This window comes from Saccharopolyspora elongata (assembly GCF_004348985.1).
Taxonomy (GTDB): Bacteria; Actinomycetota; Actinomycetes; order Mycobacteriales; family Pseudonocardiaceae; genus Saccharopolyspora; species Saccharopolyspora elongata.
In genome coordinates this window covers 86,299-104,630 of record NZ_SMKW01000032.1, presented here as the reverse complement: position 1 = coordinate 104,630, position 18,332 = coordinate 86,299, and the positions used below count along the sequence as shown (strand labels likewise).

The following is an 18,332-nucleotide window of genomic DNA, read 5'->3' as shown; positions in this document are numbered from 1 at the left end:
CGAAGGCGCCACCGTCCACGGATGGAAACAAGCCCTCGGCGCCCTCGCACTGCACTTCCCCGACCGACTCGACCCCTACCTCAACTGACCGAACCGAAGTCATTTACACAAACCACTTGACAGGCTCGAACGCGGTGGACACCGCGCGGCCGGTGGCCCGGGCGACCACGTCACAACAGACGATGAACCGGGAGTGGTCGTCGATCCCGGTCACCACCTTGGCTTCGGTGCCATCAGCCAGGAACACGCCGCCGACGATGTCCATCTGCCACAGCTGCATCGGCGCGGACCGTTCCCAGCGCCGGTAGTCGCCGCGTTTGCGTTTCCGGGTGGTGTGTTCCAGCAGGCCCGCCCGAATCAGCACCCGGTAGACCGTGGACCGAGAGGGCACCGGGGTGACCTCCCGACGCTCCAGCTCGTGCACCAGTCGCCTCGGTCCCAACCGGGATGAGTGCGTCGCAGCTCGCAGATCAACGCCTCGATCTGCCCGTCGACCTGACGTGGACAGCACCGGGGCCGGTGGGAACGGTCGGCCAGCCCCGCCAGCCCGCTCTCCCGGTAGCGCTTCACCCAGGTGTGCACCGACTGCCGCGAGACCCGGTAACGGGTCGCGACCTCGGTAACCGGAATGCCTGCCAGAACTTCCATCACGGCGTGATACCGCTGCTCGACCACACTCAGCTCCACCAGCATCAGGCCCAGGCCCTCCACCCCGAACGGCGACGTCCGGGTGATCAAACCTGTGACCAGCGGTGTCAAGCATCAGTTGGAGCCAGCGTGTCAAGCATCAGTCGAACCACGACACCAGGCCCTAGCCCACGTGTGTTTAAACTTTCTCTACTTCATCAAGGGCGGCCCCTGCGGGGCCGCCTGCCTGCTGTATGCGAGCCATGACGAGGCCGCCGACCTTCCTGTATGCGAGCCCGGTCAAGCCGTCGATGGCCGGCCGGGCGTGCGGCTCGCTGCGCTCACCGGTCCCGGCCGGCCATCGACGGCGACCGGGCGCGAGCGGAAAGGTCGGCGGCCTCGTCCTGGCGCGAGCGGAAGGCAGGCGGCCCCGCAGAAGCCACCGAGATGGAGATCTGAACCTCGGATGTCCTGGACTCCACTGGTCGCCTGGGCGAGCCATTGAGAAACGGTGCTGGGCATGTCGGCGAGCTGGTCACCTTGCCCCTCAAGCTGGGCTGAGCCGTCCAGCCCCGTACGTGGTTGCCTGCTTGTGGTCCAGCAGTGCCAATATTTCCCGCGACACCTTTTCAGAAGTAGCTCGCGGAAGCAGGTAGACCGTGGCATAATCCACAGTTGATCAAGCCCGATCAACAATTACAAAGAAGACGGATAGCTAATGGAATTGGCGAGGATAGCCATCGGGCTGCCCGTAGCGGCCGCATTTCCCCTGGAGATCCCGACTGTAAACGCGAGCAAAAAGCTCACCATTGCCCTGACGGCAACATATTCCTTCATTGTGCTCTTTCCTCTTCTTCCGTCATGGCTCGGTTTTTTGTCATTTGGCATTACAATCGGCGCATCTTTTGCCATCCGAGCAGTAGTCAAATTAGACAAGGTCGTCGCAAGCGAGGACGGCTCGGCCCCCTGGGGAAGCTCTCTTATACAGCGACTATCTGAACTGGCCGGGTTATTTGCCCTCATTGGAGTCATTGTCGCCATACTGTTCCCGAACATTGCACTTGGAGAAACATTAGGGAACACTATACAAAACGATCAGGCCATCATAATTTGCAGCGGATACTTGGGCGCCACATTCTTCGGCGACCTCATTGTAAGCCATGCGGTCGGACCGCTTCTAGCCAACGCTTCAGGTGATGAGTCCGACGACGCGAAGAAGCTTAAGAACGCTGGCGCCCATATTGGCTGGATCGAGCGGGCGATTTTCTTCCCTCTCTTTGCTGGCGGGGTAGCAGCGGCAGCCGCCATCGCGTTCACCGCAAAATCGCTGGTTCGGCTCCCTTCGATCCGAAAAGACAGTCATAATATGGCAGAATATGTGCTTGTGGGCAGCATGCTTAGCGCATTAGTTGCGATGCTGTTCGCCATTATGACCCGACTTGCGCTCGGAATGAGTCCGATCTGATGCCAAGAAACAATCTTAGAACCTGCACCCTATTTCAAGAATTTTCCTCTCTGGCGTTCCCTGGTCAGGACTACGCAATATTTGGTAGCGGCCCCCTCTTCGCATGGGGAATTCGCAGCCATATCAGCGACCTAGATGTCATTGCCAGAGGTGAAGCGTGGGAAATGGCAACCACTCTAGGCACACCTTCCCCTGCACCGTCGGGATATGGTGACATGGTGCAGCTATCGGGTGGCCGAATTGAGATTTTCGATCGATGGATAGATGCGGCGTGGGATACTGACACTCTGATTGATAACGCCGAGTACATAGATGGCCTCAAGTTTGTCACTATGGCCATGGTCGTTCAGTGGAAGGGTGGCAGTTCACGCGAAAAAGATAAGCGCGATATGGATTTAATCTACCGCTATTACGGTCGACGATTCTAATCAATGCGCCGCGCATCCTACTGTTCCGGGTGTCACTAGACGTGCCTCCGCGCCCGCCTCTCCACGTCGAACCCCCACTTTACCCCCAGGAATCAACCGGAAACGTCCGCAACCGACGCTGAACAGCCAGCGTTCGCAATCGGGATCCGTTGAGACCACAGGGAAAATCCGCGACTGTCCGGAAAGGACCGTAAGCAAGATCTTCTAAAGCGGGTGTCGCAGGTTCGAATCCTGCCGGGGGCGCAAGCCAGATCAGCCTGCTGATCTGCGGCGGGACGCCAGATCGATGATCTTGGCGCTCCCTTCGGTTCCCCCCGAAGGGAGCAGAAATCGGATCTTGCTCCCCGTCGAGGGCTGCGGCGACCGCCGCCCACCGCTCGGGTTCCGCCTCGGCCAGGGCCCGCACCGCCGCGGCGATCGAGTCAGAACTCAGCCCGCCCGAAGTCGGCTCCGGGCCGCCGATGATGTCCCGCACCTGTGCCCAACGGGCATCCGCCAGGTGCGCGTACCGCATGGTGGTCGTCCACGACTTGTGCCCCAACAGCGCCGACACCGTCTCGATGCCGGCCCCATCCTGGATCAGCCACGACGCGTACGTGTGCCGCATGTCGTGCGGCGTGACTCCTGCCAGCCCCGCGCCCTCCGCGACGGAGTCCCTGTGCTGACGACGCACGTTCCCGTAGTTCAGCGGCGTTCCGGCTTTGGACGCCAGCAACAGCGCCCCGGTGCAACGTCCCCCACCACGGTGCCGGGCCCGGCATCGCTTCGGCGGATTCCGCTCCACGTAGTCGTCGATGCGGCCGGCTAGCCGCCTGGTGATCGGCACACCTCTGCGACGTCGCCCCTTCGGATAGGGCTTGATCTCATTGCTGTGCTTGTCCCAGACCTCTTGCACCTGGATCACGAGTCGCTTGGTGTCGACGCGTTCCAGGTGCAGCCCGGCGAGTTCGCCCCATCGCAGACCGGTCTCGGTGCCGATGTCGATCAGCAGATCGATTTGTTCGCTGTCCTCTGCTGCGACTTCGCGAAACCGTGCCACCTCGGCGCGCGTCATGAAGTACTCGTCGTCCGCGGTGACCGTCTCCAGTTTGATCCCGGCGCTCGGCGAGACCGCGAGCAGGCGCTTGTCGACCGCACCCCGGAGCGTGGTGCCGCGCTACCGCCTCGACCCGTACATCGTCGGCCGAACCCGATCGGGCATCCGGCAAGTGGGTGATCCCATGCCAACAGCACCACCCACCCGATGCAGCGCGGACGGCTGCACCGAGCTCACCACCACCGGCCGACAAGCCGTGGCAGCAGCGCAGCCGACACCAGCCCCGCGGTCGACTCGCTCGCCGTGATGTCGCGTTCAAGGCTGAGCACCTGCGCCTCGAACCGAACTGCCGCGGGTGTGGCCGGCCAGCCGAGCAGGTCGACCACATCCTGCCCTTGGCCAAGGGCGGCGCGATGTTCGACCACGCCAACGCGCAGAGCCTCTGCGGGCCCTGCCACAATGTGAAAACGCGCTCTGAGAACGCCGCTCGCAACCGATCGCGGTCCCGCCGCAGTGGCGGCTAGGGTAGTTCCCACGGAGGTTGTGAACACGGTCTGGCGGGACGGCGCCCCCGAAGCTGGAGTGTGACGGTGACGCTTCTGTTCTACGTGAACAACGGAACTGCCATCCAGATCGCGACGGCGATGAGCGTCGCGGCGAAGAGATAATCGATCCATCGCCTCGACCGTTCGCTTCGGAACAGTGTCGTGAGGGCGCGTCCACCCAGTGCCCAGACGATGAACGCGATCAGGTTGTTGAGAGTGAAGACAGTGGTGATCGCCAGGACGGTGAGCACGTTGTCGTCGACAGATGGGCGCAGGAACTGCGTGAACATCACGGCGAGGATGTAGTATGCCTTCGGGTTCAGCAGCAGCACGATCGCGCCGGCCCAGAACCCGATGCTCTGCTCCTTCGGCGGCACGCTCTCGGTCCTCGGCGACGCCTTGGCGCGGGCCGCGCGAATGAAACTGAACGCCAGCCAGAGGACGTAGAGACTGCCGAGCACGCTAAGCGCTTTCGCGACTACCGGGTGGTTCAGGATCGTGACGCCCATGCCCAGACCGATGAGCGCGGTCACGACGAACGTCGCGACGTGATAACCGGCAAGCGCCGGGACCGCGGCGCGCAGCCCCTTTGACGCACCGATCGCGGCGAAGAACGCGTTACCCGGGCCAGGGCTGTACGCGAGTGGGAACAGGAACATCAGCAACGCGACGAACGTGTTCGCGCTCATCCGCGCACGCACCAGTACCAAGAACGCATACGTCGAGTCTTCAAGAGGCAGGCCCTTGAATCTGGCGGAAATCAGTCATCACGACCCCCACCCCCATGCGCAAGCCGACGTTCACAACCTCCGTAGGAGCTACGGCTAGGTGTAGGGGAGTTCGGATCACAGCGTCCGCCGGGAGGCAGGGCGCCGCCGGAGTCGCGCTTTTCGCGTCTCAAAATCCCGCGTCAGGGGGCGTGGCTGGTCTTGCCCGCTGCGGCTGCGCCTGCATTGGCGGCTCTAACTATTCAGTGTCAGTCTTCGAGCTCACCGTAGATTGCCGTCGCCCAGTGCATACCGCGCGATAGGTGCGCGAGGTAGCGGGCGTCGCGCACGGTAAGGGTGAACTCGACGTACGGGTACCCGTCGAGGGTTTTGGGTGCCACGAAATCGTCGTCGGCGTCCCAGAAGGGCGGCATGTTGTGCGGTTCGCCTACTTCAAAGGCGTTGATGATTCCGTAGGCACGGTCGAGGAAGGCTTCGCCGTCGCGCTCGCCCTGGATGTACCACTCGCGGTTGCTCATCCACCTCATGCGGAACTGCATCCCGTACTTCTCCGCGATGCGTAGACTCGCCTTCTCGTAGGCGTCCGCACCTTCGGCGTCAGCTGCAGAAAGCATCGCCCCGTCGCCCGGTTCGATGCGGACTTCCGCCCCTTCGTCAAGTGCCTGGCACTCCTCGAACTCCTCCTTCATCTCATGCTCGGTCGCGATCGCGGCCGCCCGCTCGCGGGGCATGGGCAGCCGGTCGTCTCCGAGGTGGTGGCCAGTGAAGAAGTACCCGTGCTTCATGCGGTGCCATGCGTCGATGATGATCCGCAGCGGGAAGTCGAGTTCTTCCGGGAAGAGTCCCGCATCGGGATTGATCATGTGGATCCGGCCGCGCAGGGTGGCATCCGTCTTGTCGTCGATGGAGATCTGGTAGAGGTCAGTCACGCTGCTGGGCTCCGTCCTGATTGTTGGAAATCAACTCCTAGGACACTGGGGATCCTGATCAGGTTTCGCCGATTCCGCGTCGATATCGCCAGTCGCCTTGGCTGACCTCGAACATCCGCCTCGCGGTACGCGCTATGCGGCATGAAGGTGCCGTCGGGGCGGGTGCCTGGCGGTCATGTTGGCGGAAAGCTGGGCGGGCGCTCAGTCGGGACGGGGCTTGAGCAGGTCTTCGACGAGGGTGTCCACCAGGCCGCGGGGGATGCTCGCCCCGGTGAAGGCGCGATAGACGATCGGGCCGACGAGGGCGTCGAGGGTGGCGTCGGGACCGAGGCTTGGCGACACCTCGCCGGCCTGGATAGCGCGCGCGAGCATGTCGCGTTCCTGGTCGCGGCGCGGGCTGAGATAGCGCTGGTGGAAGCTCGTCGCCGTGTCGGGGTCGTGCTGCGCCTCGGCGATGAGCGCGAGCAGGACCTTGCCGGCGGGGTCGCGGGTGAGGAATCGCGCGAGCCCGCGGAGGTAGCCGCGGATGCTTTCCGCCGTGGGCTTGCCGGTCGGGACAGGAAGGCGCTTGCCGCTGTCCTCGATGAGCGTGTCGAGGAGGATCTCGACCTTCGAGGGCCACCAGCGGTAGATGGTCTGCTTGGCGACGCGGGCCTCGCCCTAGCCAACGAACTCGCCCGGCGCGGCTGGCGGGTCATCGCCACGACGCGCCAGCACGGCGGCGGGCCGAGGGCGGGCGCCGACGCCTGGCACGAGCGGCTGGAGGCCGAGTCGTTGGAGATGACAAGCCCGCAACAGCTCGCCGCCCTGCGCGAACGCCTCGCAGACCGCCGACTCGACCTGCTGTTCGTCAATGCCGCGATCAACCGAGGCAATCTGCCCATCGACAAGGTCCCGACCGAGATGTTCACCGAGGTGATGATCACCAACGCGTTGAGCCCGCTGCGCGCCATTGAGACTCTTCGCGGACTCGTCAGGCCCGGCGGGACCGTCGCGGTCATGTCCTCCGAGCAGGGCAGCATCTCGCTGAACACCGAGGACGGCTACGAGCTCTACAAGGCCAGCAAGGCCGCGCTCAACCAGCTGATGCGCAGCTACGCCACCCGCCACGCCGACGACGGGCACACCAAACTGCTCATCGACCCCGGCCACAACCAGACCCAGCTCGGCGGCCTCGACGCGCCCCTCACCCCCCAGCAGAGCATTCCCGCCGTCGCCGACGTCCTCGAGGCGCAGGCTGGCACCCCAGGCCTGCGGTTCCTGGACCGCCATAGACAACCCGTCCCCTGGTAGAACCCCAGCCCACGGCGAACCGGGCGCGGCTCGAGCAACCCAGGCGAGCGGGCTCGCCACGGAGCAGCGAGCGGTGTTATCAGAACGATAAACTAGTTGCAGGCTCAACAACTCATACTGATCATGTGACGGACCAGTTACAGCGCGAGTACGAGAAGGCCCGGGGCCACCTCGTGGCTTTCCAAGAGTGCCTCGTCAGCCTCGAAGTGCGTCCAGAGTGGAGCGATTCACTGCGGCGGCTCGTCCGGGAGCTGACAGATCAACTTGAACTCGCCGTTGAGCAGGCGCAAGAACGTCCGACGGAGCAGTTGCGTTTCCGAACCAGACCGCCACGGCTTCGCTAGAACGACCTGGCACTGGGGCGGTCACGTCCGCACCTAGCGTCAAAGCCTGTGACGTTTTGCCCTGCCGCCTGCAGGCGGAACGCGCCCTGGAACCCGGCGCAGGCTTGCCCGGGGCGGAAGTGCCAGGCTCGACCGTGAGGTCCTCAGGTCTGAAGCCCGGCGTAGAGGCGGCGCAACGTCCACCTAACACGGTCATGGCCGTACCTCGCCCCGAACCCGTAGGGTCTCGGCGCGGCAGTCGACGCGACCTTCACGGGGAAGAGTACTTCGGGCGAACCCGGTGCCCGAGAACGCTTTCCGTCGGCATTTTCCGCATAGAAATTGCTACGGTCTCGGCAAAAGCGAAGGTTGACCCCTGGTACTAGTGGAGACTCTTGATGTTTCGTAGGCGTGCCGCCGGTTTCGGCGTTGCCCTGGTCGCATTCGGCGCTGCGGTTTTCATGGCCGGACCGGCCTCGGCCAGTCCCGCCACCGAGGCCGTCGCGCACAAGGCCGTCGCGCAGGCGTCCTACGACGTTGTTGCGATGTGGCCTGGAACCGGAGATGACCAAGTCCGGAATTGCGAGTTGTACAGGGTGACCTTCTTCCCCAACGGCGAATGCATGTTCTACGACGGCAATACCGAATTGCGGGTCCCCAAGTAACACGCACCGCAGCTGAGAGGGCGCAACGCCGCGACCACTCCTCAGGCGGGTGGCCGGCTCCGGCGTTTGTAGTTGCTGAGGCGGCCTTGCTGTCACCGCTGACTGCAGTCGCAGCACCAAGCCCGCGCACAACGAACAGGCCCCTACCCGGGATCTCGCCGGGTAGGGGCCTGTTCTCGTCCAGCTCGTCGTAGCTGTCGGTCCGCAAGAGCTCTTCGCTACGTGGGATTCCGGTCTCGTTGCACCACGGCTCGTCTCCTTCGGGGGGCGACGGCACGTCGCACCTCCATCCGACGACTCCGGTAACACGATCATGGGACACATCCGGCCGGTGCCAGCCTCGTGGGCCGCTCGGACAGGTGACGACGCTGGATTATTGGGTGAAAGCACCTCGTCTTCGTTGTCGCGGCCTTCGGGGATCAGTTGACTCCGCCGTGTTCCCGAGCATTCCCCAGGCTTAAGGAGCTTTGTCATGCATGCTCTGCATCGCGGGTTGATAGGTGCCACTACCGCCTTGGCCGCCACTGTGCCGATGGCTGCGGGCGTTTCCGCTCACGCGACGGTGAAACTCGACGACCCCAGCGCCCTGTTCGAACCGTGCTACCAGTCGGTCACGGTCAGCAACGATGGTGCTTTCGCCGTCGCGTTCACCGTGCGTGCCGAGAACAGCGAACCGTACTCGACCGAATGGACGTCCTACTTCGGCCGGTCGGAAGCGAGAACTCTCGACGCCGGCGACGTGGGGGTCGGCGAGTACGCCCCGGTCCACGTCGAAGCGGTCGCCGCGTTCGGAAGCCCGTTCCGGAGCAGGGACTTCGCCTTCTGCCGCAACGGGCGCACCAAGCTCATCGAGGCCAAGGGCACCGCTGCGAACCCGTGGTTCGAGGACCGCTGACGCACCGCGTTCGCCTTGTTCCGCCCGGCGTCGCGTGTGGCACGATTTCGCAGGTGACCAGCAGACCATCGGAGGCTCAGCGCTTGAGCGATCTCGCCCGGCTCCGCCGCGTTCGCGACCGGATCGACCGGGAGTACGCGCAGCCGCTGGACGTCGAGGCGCTCGCCCGCGACGCGCACATGTCCGCCGGGCACCTCAGCCGCCAGTTCCGGCTCGCCTACGGCGAGTCGCCTTACGGCTACCTGATGACGCGGCGCATCGAGCGCGCCATGGCGCTGCTGCGGCGCGGCGATCTCAGCGTCACCGAGGTCTGCTTCGCGGTCGGCTGCTCTTCGCTGGGCACCTTCAGCACCCGCTTCACCGAGCTGGTCGGCATGCCGCCCAGCGCCTACCGGAACGAGGCCGCGCGCGCCACCGCCGGGATGCCGTCGTGCGTGGCGAAGCAGGTGACCAGACCGATCAGGAATCGAGAAGCGCGGTCACCTGGCCGCACATAGCCTGACCCGCATGGACATCAGCATTCACTCGACCTTCCTCCCGCACGAGGACCCGAACGCGTCGCTGGCCTTCTACCGCGACGCCCTCGGCTTCGAGGTCCGCAACGACGTCGAATACGGCGGGATGCACTGGATCACCGTCGGTCCTCCCGGCCAGCCCGGCACCTCCCTCGTCCTGTTCCCGCCGGCCGCCAGCCCCGGCATCACCGACGACGAGCGCCGCACCATCTCCGAAATGATGGCCAAGGGCACCTACGGGATCATCGTGCTGGCCACCAAGGACCTCGACGGCACCTTCGAGCGGCTGCAGGCCGGCGACGCCGAGGTCGTCCAGGAGCCGACCGAGCAGCCCTACGGGGTCCGCGACTGCGCCTTCCGCGACCCCGCCGGCAACATGGTCCGCATCCAGGAACAGCGCTGATCCCTCCGGCCATGACCTGCGCGGACGGTACCGTGGAGGAGCCCGCGCACGGCGTCGGCGGCGACCTCCCGGTGGCCACCGGCGCCGCGCCGCACCCGGCCTGACGACGCCGGCACCGGACCTCGCGCCGAGCGCGGCCGGGCCGCGCCACCCCGAACGACACCGCAGGTCGGACCGCACCCACTTCCGGACTCGACGCTGATCGGATCGAGCCAGGCGACGCCGAGGGAGCCCGCGAACGCGGCCCCCGCCCGACAAGATGGAGACACGATGAGCAAGGCCACGAGGAAGGACGCGCAGTCGCCTGCGCCGCACGCCGCCGACAGCCACGAGCTGATCCGCGTGCACGGAGCGCGCGTGAACAACCTCAAGGACGTCAGCATCGAGATCCCGAAGCGCCGGCTGACGGTGTTCACCGGCGTCTCCGGCTCGGGCAAGAGCTCGCTGGTGTTCAACACGATCGCCGCCGAGTCGCAGCGGCTGATCAACGAGACCTACAGCGCCTTCCTGCAGGGCTTCATGCCGACGCTGGCCCGCCCCGAGGTCGACGTGCTCGAAGGCCTGACGACCGCGATCATCGTCGACCAGCAGCGGATGGGCTCCGACCCGCGCTCCACCGTCGGCACCGCCACCGACGTCAACGCGATGCTGCGCATCCTGTTCAGCCGGCTCGGGAAGCCGCACATCGGCTCGCCCCAGGCGTTCTCCTTCAACGTCGCCTCGATCAGCGGTGCGGGCGCGGTCACGATGGAACGCGCCGGACGGACCATCAAGGAACGCCGCAGCTTCAGCGTCACCGGCGGCATGTGCCCGCGCTGCGAAGGCCGGGGCACGATCAACGACATCGACCTCACCCAGCTCTACGACGACTCCAAGTCGATCGCCGAGGGCGCGTTCACCATCCCCGGCTGGAAGTCGGACAGCTGGTGGACCGTGCGGACCTACGCCGAGTCGGGCTTCCTCGACCCGCACAAGCCGATCCGCAAGTTCACCAAGAAGGAGATGCAGGACTTCCTCTACCGGGAGCCGACCAAGGTGAAGGTCGAGGGCGTGAACCTCACCTACGAGGGGCTGATCCCGAAGATCCAGAAGTCGTTCCTGTCCAAGGACAAGGAGTCGATGCAGCCGCACATCCGCGCGTTCGTCGAGCGGGCGGTCACCTTCACCACCTGCCCCGACTGCGACGGCACCCGGCTCAGCGAGACGGCCCGGTCGTCGAAGATCGGGCGGATGAACATCGCCGACGCCTGCGCGATGCAGATCAGCGACCTCACCGAGTGGGTGCGGGAGCTGGACGAGCCGTCCGTGGCGCCGCTGCTGAAGGCGCTCCAGGACACCCTCGACTCGTTCGTCGAGATCGGGCTCGGCTACCTCAGCCTCGACCGCCCGACCGGCACGCTCTCGGGCGGCGAGGCGCAGCGCACCAAGATGATCCGGCACCTCGGGTCGTCGCTCACCGACGTCACCTACGTCTTCGACGAGCCGACGATCGGGCTGCACCCACACGACATCCAGCGGATGAACAACCTGCTGCAGCGGCTGCGCGACAAGGGCAACACCGTGCTGGTCGTGGAGCACAAGCCGGAGGCGATCGCGATCGCCGACCACGTCGTCGACCTCGGCCCGGGCGCGGGCACCAAGGGCGGCGAGGTGGTGTTCGAGGGCACCGTCGAGGGGCTGCGGGCAGGCGGCACGCTCACCGGGCAGCACCTGGACGACCGCGCGTCGCTGAAGCCGTCGGTGCGGAAGCCGTCGGGGGCGCTCGAGGTGCGCGGCGCCGGCACCCACAACCTGCAGGGCATCGACGTCGACATCCCGCTCGGCGTGCTGGTCGCCGTCACCGGGGTCGCGGGCTCGGGCAAGAGCTCGCTGATCCACGGCTCGGTGTCCGGGCGCGACGGTGTGGTGGCGGTCGACCAGACCCCGATCCGCGGTTCGCGGCGGAGCAACCCGGCGACCTACACCGGGCTGCTCGAACCGATCCGCAAGGCGTTCGCGAAGGCCAACGGCGTGAAGCCGGCGCTGTTCAGCGCCAACTCCGAGGGCGCCTGCCCCAACTGCAACGGCGCCGGTGTCATCTACACCGACCTGGCGATGATGGCCGGCATCGAGACCCCCTGCGAGGAGTGCGAGGGGAAGCGGTTCCAGGCATCGGTGCTGGAACACCACCTCGGCGGTAAGGACATCAGCGAGGTGCTCGCGATGTCGGTGGCCGAGGCGGAGGAGTTCTTCGCCGAAGGCGAGGCGCGCCTCCCGGCCGCGCACAAGATCCTCGACCGGCTGGTCGACGTCGGGCTCGGCTACCTCCGCCTCGGCCAGCCGCTCACCACGCTCTCCGGCGGCGAGCGGCAGCGGCTCAAGCTGGCCACGCACATGGCGGAGAAGGGCGGCGTCTACATCCTCGACGAGCCGACCACCGGCCTGCACCTCGCCGACGTCGAGCAGCTGCTCGGCCTGCTCGACCGGCTCGTCGACGCCGGCAAGTCGGTGATCGTCATCGAGCACCACCAGGCGGTCATGGCGCACGCCGACTGGATCATCGACCTCGGTCCCGGCGCCGGCCACGACGGCGGACGGCTCGTCTTCGAGGGCACGCCCGCCGACCTGGTCGCCGCCCGCGCCACCCTCACCGGCGAGCACCTCGCGGACTACGTCGGCAGCTGACCGTCCTCAAAGGACTTCCCCGGCTCGTTCCCGGGCAGGGGAAGTCCTTCGGTCGACGGCGCGCCACGCCGGGAACAGCAGCGGGCACAAGGACATCGCCGCGGACGCGGCGGTGAACACCGCGATGCTGGGCATCAGTCCGATGTGGTCGCTGAGCAGTCCCGCGATCAGCGTTCCGGCCGGCATTCCCAGCAGCGCTCCCGCGGATATCGCGCCCAAGACGCGTGCGCGGTACTGCGGCGGCGTTCGTTCATGATTGCAAAGAATCATTTGCGGACATTTCTTTGCGATCGGTCGCGCCGCTGGTTCCCGCCGGGTCGTGCCTGAGGCGACCAGGTGATCACCACCGGCCACATCAGCAAGTGCTTCGACCGCCCGGTGCGCATCACCCGCACCGACGGCCGCTGGCACGCCCGCGCCGACCGCGAGCCTCACCCCAGGCGGGCTGTTATCCCGTCGAGCAGGTACTCCAGGCCGCGGCGGAAACTGCTGTCCCAGTCCGCGTCGAGCACGTCCATGTGCGCTGCCAGGGTGGGGTAGCGCTCGGCGTTGCCGCGCAGGTGCTCGTGGGCGGCCCGCCGCACCGCAGGCTCGTCCTGCGTGCGCCAGCCGACCTGGTTGGTCGCGCACCCGATGACGTAGTTGGACAGCGCATAAGCCGAAGCCATCAGCTCCGGCGCGCGCAATCCCGCATCCACCAGCAGCGCGTGCAGGTATTCGGTGCAGGCCAGCGCGTTGGGACCCATCAGCGGCCGTCGCCCCAGCAGCACCGCCGACCACGGGTGGCGCAGCAGCATCGCACGCCAGTCGGTGAGCAGCCGCATCAGCTCGCCCCGCCACCCCGCCGCGCCCGGAGCCAGGTCGACCTCTGCGAACACCGCGTCCAACGCCAGGTCCAGCACGTCGTCCTTGGTGTCGACGTGCCAGTACAGGGTGGTCGCCCCACTGCCGAGACGACCCGCCAGCCGCCGCATCGTCAACCGGTCGGCCCCCTCGGCATCCAGCAACGCCACCGCCTCGGCCACGATCCGCGACCGCGTCAGCGGCGCCTCCCGCGCCGGGCGCGACTCCCGGAACCACACACTGGCGACCTGCTCGCCCATCGACACACCCCCGCTCCTCACCACCCACACTAGTACGTCGAACCAGCAATCGAACAATGTTCTAGAGTCGTGTACATCGTTCCCGAATCGGAGGTAAGCGTGTCCCTGGCCCTTCCCGAGTCCGGACTGACCGACGGCACCGTGACCGTCCGGCACCTAACCGACGGCGACGCCGAAGACTTCGCCGCCGCCACCGCCGACGCGGCCGTGCGCCGATTCGCGCACCTGCCCAGCCCGCACTACACCCCCCAACTGGTGCGCGAGCAGATCCGCGGCGTCATCGCCGACGGCCTCAGCAGCGGGAACCTCGCCGTGCTGGCCATCGCCAACGCCGCCGACGACCGCTTCCTCGGCTCGATCACCCTGTTCGACATCCAGGGCCAGAGCGCCGAAGTCGGCTTCTGGCTCGCTCCGCACGCCCGCGGCCTCGGCGTCGTCCAGCGAGCGGTGGACCTCATCGCCACCTGGGCTCCGACCCGGGGCATCACCACGCTGCGCGCCCGCACCGAACAGGGCAACACCGCCTCCCAACGCACGCTGGCGCGAGCCGGATTCCACCTGGTCGACGGCCCGAGCCCGCAACACGCACCCAGCGGCGAGACCATCACCGGCCTGACCTACCAGCGCGCCGCCAGCACCGAGCCAACGACCCACCACTGACCACGCCAGAGCCCGCCGATCGGGCACACCGGTCAGTTGACGGCCGGGGTCTGGTTGCTACGGAACGACGGCCGCGGCGACCGCCCGGGCCGCGTACGCGACTACGAACTCCGCGAGCGGACGAGCTTCGACCGGTCACCTGCACCGCCACCTGGCGGGAAGCGGCCCGTCCCGACCGCAAGATCAGCCAGCACCTGCGCTGCTATACGCCTGCGGACCTCGCACTGCTGCCGACGGGACCGGCCTGGCGCTGAGCGGAATTGTCGCGGGAGATCGCGAGCTGCCCCTCTCACCGAGCCCGGGCTTGCACGCGCTGCTGCGCGACGAGCACGAATACCTCGCGATCCTCCGTCACGAAAACAGCGGCTAGCGACCGGCCGGTCGGCGTCCCGGTTCGGCGGAACTACGATCCCGGGGTGGCCATGGATTCGGTTGATCGGATGGTCGCCGAATGGGGTCGGCGCGCACCTTCGCTCGACGTTGCGCCGTTGCAGGTGATCGGGCGGCTGCTGCGGTGGGCCGAGCACGGGCAGCGGGCGATCAGGGATGCGCTGCAGCCGCTCGGGCTCAGCTACGGCGATTTCGACGTGCTGAACACGCTGCGGCGGCGCGATGACCCGGACGGCACCAACCCCCGGGATCTGGCCCGCTCGTCGCTGGTCACTTCCGGGGCGATGACGGCTCGGCTGGACCGGCTCGTCGAGGCCGGGCTGGTCGCCCGCGCGAACGATCCGTCCGACCGGCGCGCCGTGCTCGTGCGGCTCACCGACCGGGGCGAACGACTCGCCACCGAGGCGCTGGAGGCGGTACTGGCCGCCGACGAGGAGCTGCTCGCGCCGCTGGACGACGCGCAGCGCGAGCAGCTCGCCGCGTTGCTGAAGACCGCGCTCGCCCCGCACGAGACCGACTGATCACGCCCTGGCCTCGAACGCCGCCTTGTAAGCGGCGGCGCCGGTGATCGATTCGAAGGGCCAGGAGACCAGGCCCACCGCCGCCCGACCGGCCAATTCCTGCTCGACGAGCGCTGCGGTGGTCAACGGTGTGCCGCCGCAGATCTCCACCACTTCCGCGCCCGCATCGACGGCTTCGGCCGCCGCCTTCGCGGCCCCGGCGGCATCGGCGACCGGCACCACCGATGTGCGCCGCCCGGCTATCTCCACCTCGACCCGCCGGACGCCGGGGTCGTCGAGATCGGCGCCGTAGATGGTCACGGAATCTCCCACCGCTCCCCCGGCCGCGGCACCGAAGCCGAAACCAGACACGCCCACCGGAGCTCGCTCGGCGACGGCATCGACGACCCGCCGCGCCTCGCGCAAGCCGAAGCCCCGGTAGAGCTCGACCAGTTCGAGTCCGGCCGCGGCCTGCGCCGCGACCACCTCGGCGGCCGCCTCGGCGTCGGGCACCCACACGAACGCGTTGACCCCGCCCGCGGTCTGCTGCTCGATCCGCTTCCCAGCTCGTTCGGCCCCCGGGGCCAGGAAGACGAACATCGTGTCGATGGCCTTCATCGCACACCTCCGAATAGCTTGGTGTTGAACTACTCAACACCAAGCAACCGCGTCCGCGCGGCACCTATTCCCCAGACGACGGGTTGCGGCCACCCGGCGCAACTCGACCACCCGGATGCACGAGTGTCCACTGTGGCCCGAGTGGCGTTCAGGCCGCCTTGCGCGGAGCGCAGATTCCGCGTCTAGCTGCCGTCGGGAACCCAGCGCAGCACGTCACCGGGCTGGCATTCGAGCGTGCGGCAGATCGCGTCGAGCGTCGTGAACCGGACCGCCTTCGCGCGGCCGTTCTTCAGCACCGCGATGTTGGCGGGCGTGATGCCGACGGCGGCGGCGAATTCGCCGACCGACATGCCGCGCTTGGCGAGCTGGACGTCGAGGTCGACGATGATCGCCATCAAATCACCTCGGCGATCTCTGACTGCAGATCCGTCGCCTTGCGCAAGAGGCTCCGCATGACGACGACGAGCATCGCGAACAACGTCCCCACGCCGACGCACGCGACCGCGGCGGCCAATGCGCTGACGACGTCCATGCCATCGCCGGGAGACGGAATGCTGGCCACGGACAGATGCCCGGCGGTCCCGATCGCCAGCAGCGTCGCCACCACCGAGGCCCCGATGATGATGTCGACCCACCGGAAGGCCCGCGGCGTGAAGATCGCATCGCGCCGGACCATGGACAGCAGCATCCACACCGCGACGAGCACCGCCTGGACGCAGGCGACGCCGATGATCGTCACCACCACGTAGGGCGCGGCGAACGGCGCGTACGGCGGGAAGCTGTCGACCTCGTCGGCCGCCGCCGTCGGGATGACCACGATCTGACCGAAGAGGCCGAGCAGCACGGCCGCGACGATGCCGACCCGGAGCAGGACTATGACGATGCGATTCATACATCGATTATCGATCGATACCTATCGAAAGTCAATCGATCTGCCACTCGTGGCAGCCCGGCACGCCGGCCAACGACAACGGGGTCGGGGTCGTGAGTACTTTGGTCCGCCATAGCAGTCCAAAACGCTCACGACCCCGGGGTCGACCTGCTCCGTCTTTCGCTGTCAGAGGTGGAGGACCGTCTGGCCCAGCGCCGCCGCCGCGAGGAACGAGGACGAGTAGGTCAGCAGCGCGACCAGGACGACCTTCCAGCTCAGCTGGCGCAGCGCCTGGATGTCCCGGCCCAGCGTCAGGCCGATCAGGGCCAGGCCCGGGAGGCCGATCAGCATCACCTTCATGTTCTCCATCAGGTCCGCCACCAGCGGGCCGGTCGGGAGGAAGTTCGCCGACAGCAGCGTGCCGATGCCGAGCACGAAGACGCTGGCCGGGACCATCGGCACCAGCTTCGCCAGGCGGACGCACACCCACGTGAGGACGAGCAGGACGACGATGCCCACTGCGTCCTTGATCTCGAAGGAACGCGTGCCGATCGCGCTGGCCAGCAGCCCGCCCGCACCGACGACGAGGTAGGACAGCAGCGTCAGGCTCGGGGTGAGCTTGACCTCGGGGTCCTGCACGACCTCAAGCACCTGCTGCTTCTTCTGCTTCTTCGGCTTGGCGGTGGCGCGGCGCGAGTTGCCCTCGTCGTCGCGGCCGAACACGCGGCTCCAGAAGGCGTAGAGCCGGCGGCACAGCGGCAGCGCCAGGAAGACGCCCGAGTAGAAGCCGACGATGTTGGTGACCAGGTTGGACAGCGCCGCCAGGGCCGCGATCTCCGCCGCCCGCTCCGGGTAGATCAGCGACAGCGCGCCGACGCCGCCCAGCATCATCGAGCCCGATCCCAGGCCGAGCCCCAGGGCGAGCGCGAGCGGGTGGAAGATGCCCAGGCTGCCCATGAAGCCCGAGAGCAGCGAGACGTACAGGGCGCCGAAGACCGATCCGATCAGCCAGACCGAGAACACGCCCCGGTATTCCGGCGACCGGACGCCGAAGCGCTCGATCGCGAACGCCAGGTAGGACTCGCGGTCGATCGACCAGGTGGCCCCGATGGCCGCCCGCCCGAGGCCCAGCGCCACCGCGACCGGCAGCGCGAGCAGGACCGTCCCGAAGATGTGGCCGACCTCCTGCAGCAGGATGGCCGGGCCCAGGTTCTGGAACTTCGCCAGCGAGGGGCCGATCTCGGTGCCGAGCTTCGCCAGGAAAAGCAGGATGCTGATCTCCAGCATCACGGTCGCCACCGAGCGCGTGGCGCCGGAGACCGGTCGCCAGCGCTGGACGCCGATGATCGCGCCGATCAGCACCGCCCAGATGATCGGGAACAGCGCGATCGCGGCCGGTCCGACCTGGAACTTGTACTCGCCGATCAGCACCGAGACCACCGAGATCACGGTGGACAGCACGATCGCGGTTATCCAGTTCGCACGGGTGATCGGTTGCTCCGTCGCGGACGTCGTGCCGGTGCTTTGGTCCATGGCTGCCTCCAGGGCACGGTCCGTGAATTGGACCGGTCGGGCCTAGCTGGTATACCGACGGGAGGGTAAAGAGCTGCTCCCGGAATGACCAGATCAGACGGGCGAAGAGTTACCTCGGCTTAACATTTACCGATTGAGCTA

The 18,332-nt window shown here is 66.9% G+C and carries 22 protein-coding genes and 1 pseudogene; 11 read left to right on the top strand and 12 right to left on the bottom strand.

Annotated features, from left to right (window positions below; genetic code table 11):
- Positions 1-127: 127 nt before the first annotated feature.
- Positions 128-681: pseudogene (locus E1288_RS23670) on the bottom strand (helix-turn-helix domain-containing protein); the annotation flags it as partial.
- Positions 682-1,345: 664 nt separating this feature from the next.
- Here E1288_RS23670 and E1288_RS23665 point away from each other — a divergent pair.
- Entirely contained in the window at positions 1,346-2,092 is a 747-nt protein-coding gene (locus E1288_RS23665; RefSeq protein ID WP_132488574.1) for a hypothetical protein, read from the top strand.
- A complete protein-coding gene (locus E1288_RS23660) occupies positions 2,092-2,520 on the top strand; it encodes a hypothetical protein (protein WP_132488572.1) in 429 nt (142 codons plus the stop codon). Before E1288_RS23665 ends, E1288_RS23660 begins: the two co-directional genes overlap by 1 nt.
- Positions 2,521-2,599: 79 nt before the next feature.
- Here the strand turns inward: E1288_RS23660 and E1288_RS23655 are convergent, their stop codons facing one another.
- Entirely contained in the window at positions 2,600-3,574 is a 975-nt protein-coding gene (locus tag E1288_RS23655; RefSeq protein ID WP_132488570.1) for a tyrosine-type recombinase/integrase, read from the bottom strand.
- Between the two features lie 215 nt (positions 3,575-3,789).
- Positions 3,790-3,981, bottom strand: coding sequence for a hypothetical protein (locus tag E1288_RS48930; protein ID WP_235883761.1), 192 nt, complete (start codon positions 3,979-3,981; stop codon positions 3,790-3,792).
- On the opposite strand from E1288_RS48930, the gene E1288_RS50425 reads away from it, so the two are divergent.
- Entirely contained in the window at positions 3,952-4,080 is a 129-nt protein-coding gene (locus E1288_RS50425; RefSeq protein ID WP_408013786.1) for a hypothetical protein, read from the top strand. The genes E1288_RS48930 and E1288_RS50425 overlap by 30 nt on opposite strands.
- Positions 4,081-4,160: 80 nt before the next feature.
- Here the strand turns inward: E1288_RS50425 and E1288_RS23645 are convergent, their stop codons facing one another.
- From E1288_RS23645 to E1288_RS23635, 3 genes are all read right to left on the bottom strand, one after another.
- Entirely contained in the window at positions 4,161-4,790 is a 630-nt protein-coding gene (locus E1288_RS23645) for a LysE family translocator (protein ID WP_132488566.1), read from the bottom strand.
- A 287-nt stretch (positions 4,791-5,077) separates the two neighbouring features.
- Positions 5,078-5,758: a hypothetical protein gene (locus E1288_RS23640; RefSeq protein ID WP_132488565.1), complete on the bottom strand. Its 681-nt coding sequence runs from the start codon at positions 5,756-5,758 to the stop codon at positions 5,078-5,080.
- A 201-nt stretch (positions 5,759-5,959) separates the two neighbouring features.
- A complete protein-coding gene (locus E1288_RS23635; protein ID WP_235883763.1) occupies positions 5,960-6,286 on the bottom strand; it encodes a TetR-like C-terminal domain-containing protein in 327 nt (108 codons plus the stop codon).
- On the opposite strand from E1288_RS23635, the gene E1288_RS23630 reads away from it, so the two are divergent.
- The 6 genes from E1288_RS23630 (at position 6,170) to E1288_RS23605 (ending at position 12,516) form a co-directional block, all read left to right on the top strand.
- A complete protein-coding gene (locus E1288_RS23630; protein WP_456320507.1) occupies positions 6,170-7,051 on the top strand; it encodes an SDR family oxidoreductase in 882 nt (293 codons plus the stop codon). The genes E1288_RS23635 and E1288_RS23630 overlap by 117 nt on opposite strands.
- 721 nt (positions 7,052-7,772) lie before the next feature.
- Positions 7,773-8,039 carry a hypothetical protein gene (locus E1288_RS23625; protein ID WP_132488561.1) on the top strand — a complete coding sequence of 89 codons (267 nt, stop codon included), beginning with the start codon at positions 7,773-7,775 and terminating at the stop codon, positions 8,037-8,039.
- 472 nt (positions 8,040-8,511) lie between these two features.
- The gene (locus tag E1288_RS23620; protein ID WP_132488559.1) at positions 8,512-8,934 is read left to right on the top strand and encodes a hypothetical protein; all 423 of its coding nucleotides are present in this window, start codon (positions 8,512-8,514) and stop codon (positions 8,932-8,934) included.
- 53 nt (positions 8,935-8,987) lie between these two features.
- Positions 8,988-9,431 (top strand): helix-turn-helix transcriptional regulator, encoded by a 444-nt coding sequence (locus E1288_RS23615; protein ID WP_132488557.1) that lies wholly within the window; start codon positions 8,988-8,990, stop codon positions 9,429-9,431.
- 10 nt (positions 9,432-9,441) lie between these two features.
- Positions 9,442-9,852, top strand: a complete 411-nt coding sequence (locus tag E1288_RS23610; RefSeq protein ID WP_132488555.1) for a VOC family protein — start codon at positions 9,442-9,444, stop codon at positions 9,850-9,852.
- A gap of 270 nt (positions 9,853-10,122) precedes the next feature.
- Positions 10,123-12,516, top strand: a complete 2,394-nt coding sequence (locus E1288_RS23605) for an ATP-binding cassette domain-containing protein (protein ID WP_132488553.1) — start codon at positions 10,123-10,125, stop codon at positions 12,514-12,516.
- Between the two features lie 6 nt (positions 12,517-12,522).
- Here the strand turns inward: E1288_RS23605 and E1288_RS23600 are convergent, their stop codons facing one another.
- Together E1288_RS23600 and E1288_RS23590 are read right to left on the bottom strand one after the other, a co-directional pair.
- Positions 12,523-12,702 (bottom strand): hypothetical protein, encoded by a 180-nt coding sequence (locus tag E1288_RS23600; protein WP_132488551.1) that lies wholly within the window; start codon positions 12,700-12,702, stop codon positions 12,523-12,525.
- Between the two features lie 245 nt (positions 12,703-12,947).
- A complete protein-coding gene (locus tag E1288_RS23590) occupies positions 12,948-13,619 on the bottom strand; it encodes a TetR/AcrR family transcriptional regulator (protein WP_132488549.1) in 672 nt (223 codons plus the stop codon).
- Between the two features lie 99 nt (positions 13,620-13,718).
- Between E1288_RS23590 and E1288_RS23585 the strand changes: the two genes are divergently transcribed.
- A complete protein-coding gene (locus E1288_RS23585; RefSeq protein WP_132488547.1) occupies positions 13,719-14,279 on the top strand; it encodes a GNAT family N-acetyltransferase in 561 nt (186 codons plus the stop codon).
- A 422-nt stretch (positions 14,280-14,701) separates the two neighbouring features.
- The gene (locus tag E1288_RS23580; protein ID WP_207954515.1) at positions 14,702-15,190 is read left to right on the top strand and encodes a MarR family winged helix-turn-helix transcriptional regulator; all 489 of its coding nucleotides are present in this window, start codon (positions 14,702-14,704) and stop codon (positions 15,188-15,190) included.
- Here the strand turns inward: E1288_RS23580 and E1288_RS23575 are convergent, their stop codons facing one another.
- The 4 genes from E1288_RS23575 to E1288_RS23560 form a co-directional block, all read right to left on the bottom strand.
- Positions 15,191-15,787 carry a DUF6506 family protein gene (locus E1288_RS23575; protein WP_132488545.1) on the bottom strand — a complete coding sequence of 199 codons (597 nt, stop codon included), beginning with the start codon at positions 15,785-15,787 and terminating at the stop codon, positions 15,191-15,193.
- Between the two features lie 182 nt (positions 15,788-15,969).
- Positions 15,970-16,182, bottom strand: coding sequence for a helix-turn-helix domain-containing protein (locus E1288_RS23570; protein ID WP_132488543.1), 213 nt, complete (start codon positions 16,180-16,182; stop codon positions 15,970-15,972).
- Positions 16,182-16,679, bottom strand: coding sequence for a DUF2975 domain-containing protein (locus E1288_RS23565; protein WP_132488541.1), 498 nt, complete (start codon positions 16,677-16,679; stop codon positions 16,182-16,184). Before E1288_RS23565 ends, E1288_RS23570 begins: the two co-directional genes overlap by 1 nt.
- A 165-nt stretch (positions 16,680-16,844) precedes the next feature.
- Positions 16,845-18,191, bottom strand: coding sequence for a DUF3100 domain-containing protein (locus E1288_RS23560; protein WP_132488539.1), 1,347 nt, complete (start codon positions 18,189-18,191; stop codon positions 16,845-16,847).
- Between the last annotated feature and the right edge of the window lie 141 nt (positions 18,192-18,332).

Coding starts and splice junctions, on each gene's coding strand:
- E1288_RS23610 (WP_132488555.1), top strand. CDS start 9,442: ATGGACATCAGCATTCACTCGACCTTCCTCCCGCACGAGGACCCGAAC.
- E1288_RS23565 (WP_132488541.1), bottom strand. CDS start 16,679: ATGAATCGCATCGTCATAGTCCTGCTCCGGGTCGGCATCGTCGCGGCC.
- E1288_RS23655 (WP_132488570.1), bottom strand. CDS start 3,574: ATGACGCGCGCCGAGGTGGCACGGTTTCGCGAAGTCGCAGCAGAGGAC.
- E1288_RS23590 (WP_132488549.1), bottom strand. CDS start 13,619: ATGGGCGAGCAGGTCGCCAGTGTGTGGTTCCGGGAGTCGCGCCCGGCG.
- E1288_RS23570 (WP_132488543.1), bottom strand. CDS start 16,182: ATGGCGATCATCGTCGACCTCGACGTCCAGCTCGCCAAGCGCGGCATG.
- E1288_RS23600 (WP_132488551.1), bottom strand. CDS start 12,702: ATGCCGGCCGGAACGCTGATCGCGGGACTGCTCAGCGACCACATCGGA.
- E1288_RS23580 (WP_207954515.1), top strand. CDS start 14,702: ATGGATTCGGTTGATCGGATGGTCGCCGAATGGGGTCGGCGCGCACCT.
- E1288_RS23645 (WP_132488566.1), bottom strand. CDS start 4,790: ATGAGCGCGAACACGTTCGTCGCGTTGCTGATGTTCCTGTTCCCACTC.
- E1288_RS23575 (WP_132488545.1), bottom strand. CDS start 15,787: ATGAAGGCCATCGACACGATGTTCGTCTTCCTGGCCCCGGGGGCCGAA.
- E1288_RS23625 (WP_132488561.1), top strand. CDS start 7,773: ATGTTTCGTAGGCGTGCCGCCGGTTTCGGCGTTGCCCTGGTCGCATTC.
- E1288_RS23665 (WP_132488574.1), top strand. CDS start 1,346: ATGGAATTGGCGAGGATAGCCATCGGGCTGCCCGTAGCGGCCGCATTT.
- E1288_RS23660 (WP_132488572.1), top strand. CDS start 2,092: ATGCCAAGAAACAATCTTAGAACCTGCACCCTATTTCAAGAATTTTCC.
- E1288_RS23560 (WP_132488539.1), bottom strand. CDS start 18,191: ATGGACCAAAGCACCGGCACGACGTCCGCGACGGAGCAACCGATCACC.
- E1288_RS23620 (WP_132488559.1), top strand. CDS start 8,512: ATGCATGCTCTGCATCGCGGGTTGATAGGTGCCACTACCGCCTTGGCC.
- E1288_RS23605 (WP_132488553.1), top strand. CDS start 10,123: ATGAGCAAGGCCACGAGGAAGGACGCGCAGTCGCCTGCGCCGCACGCC.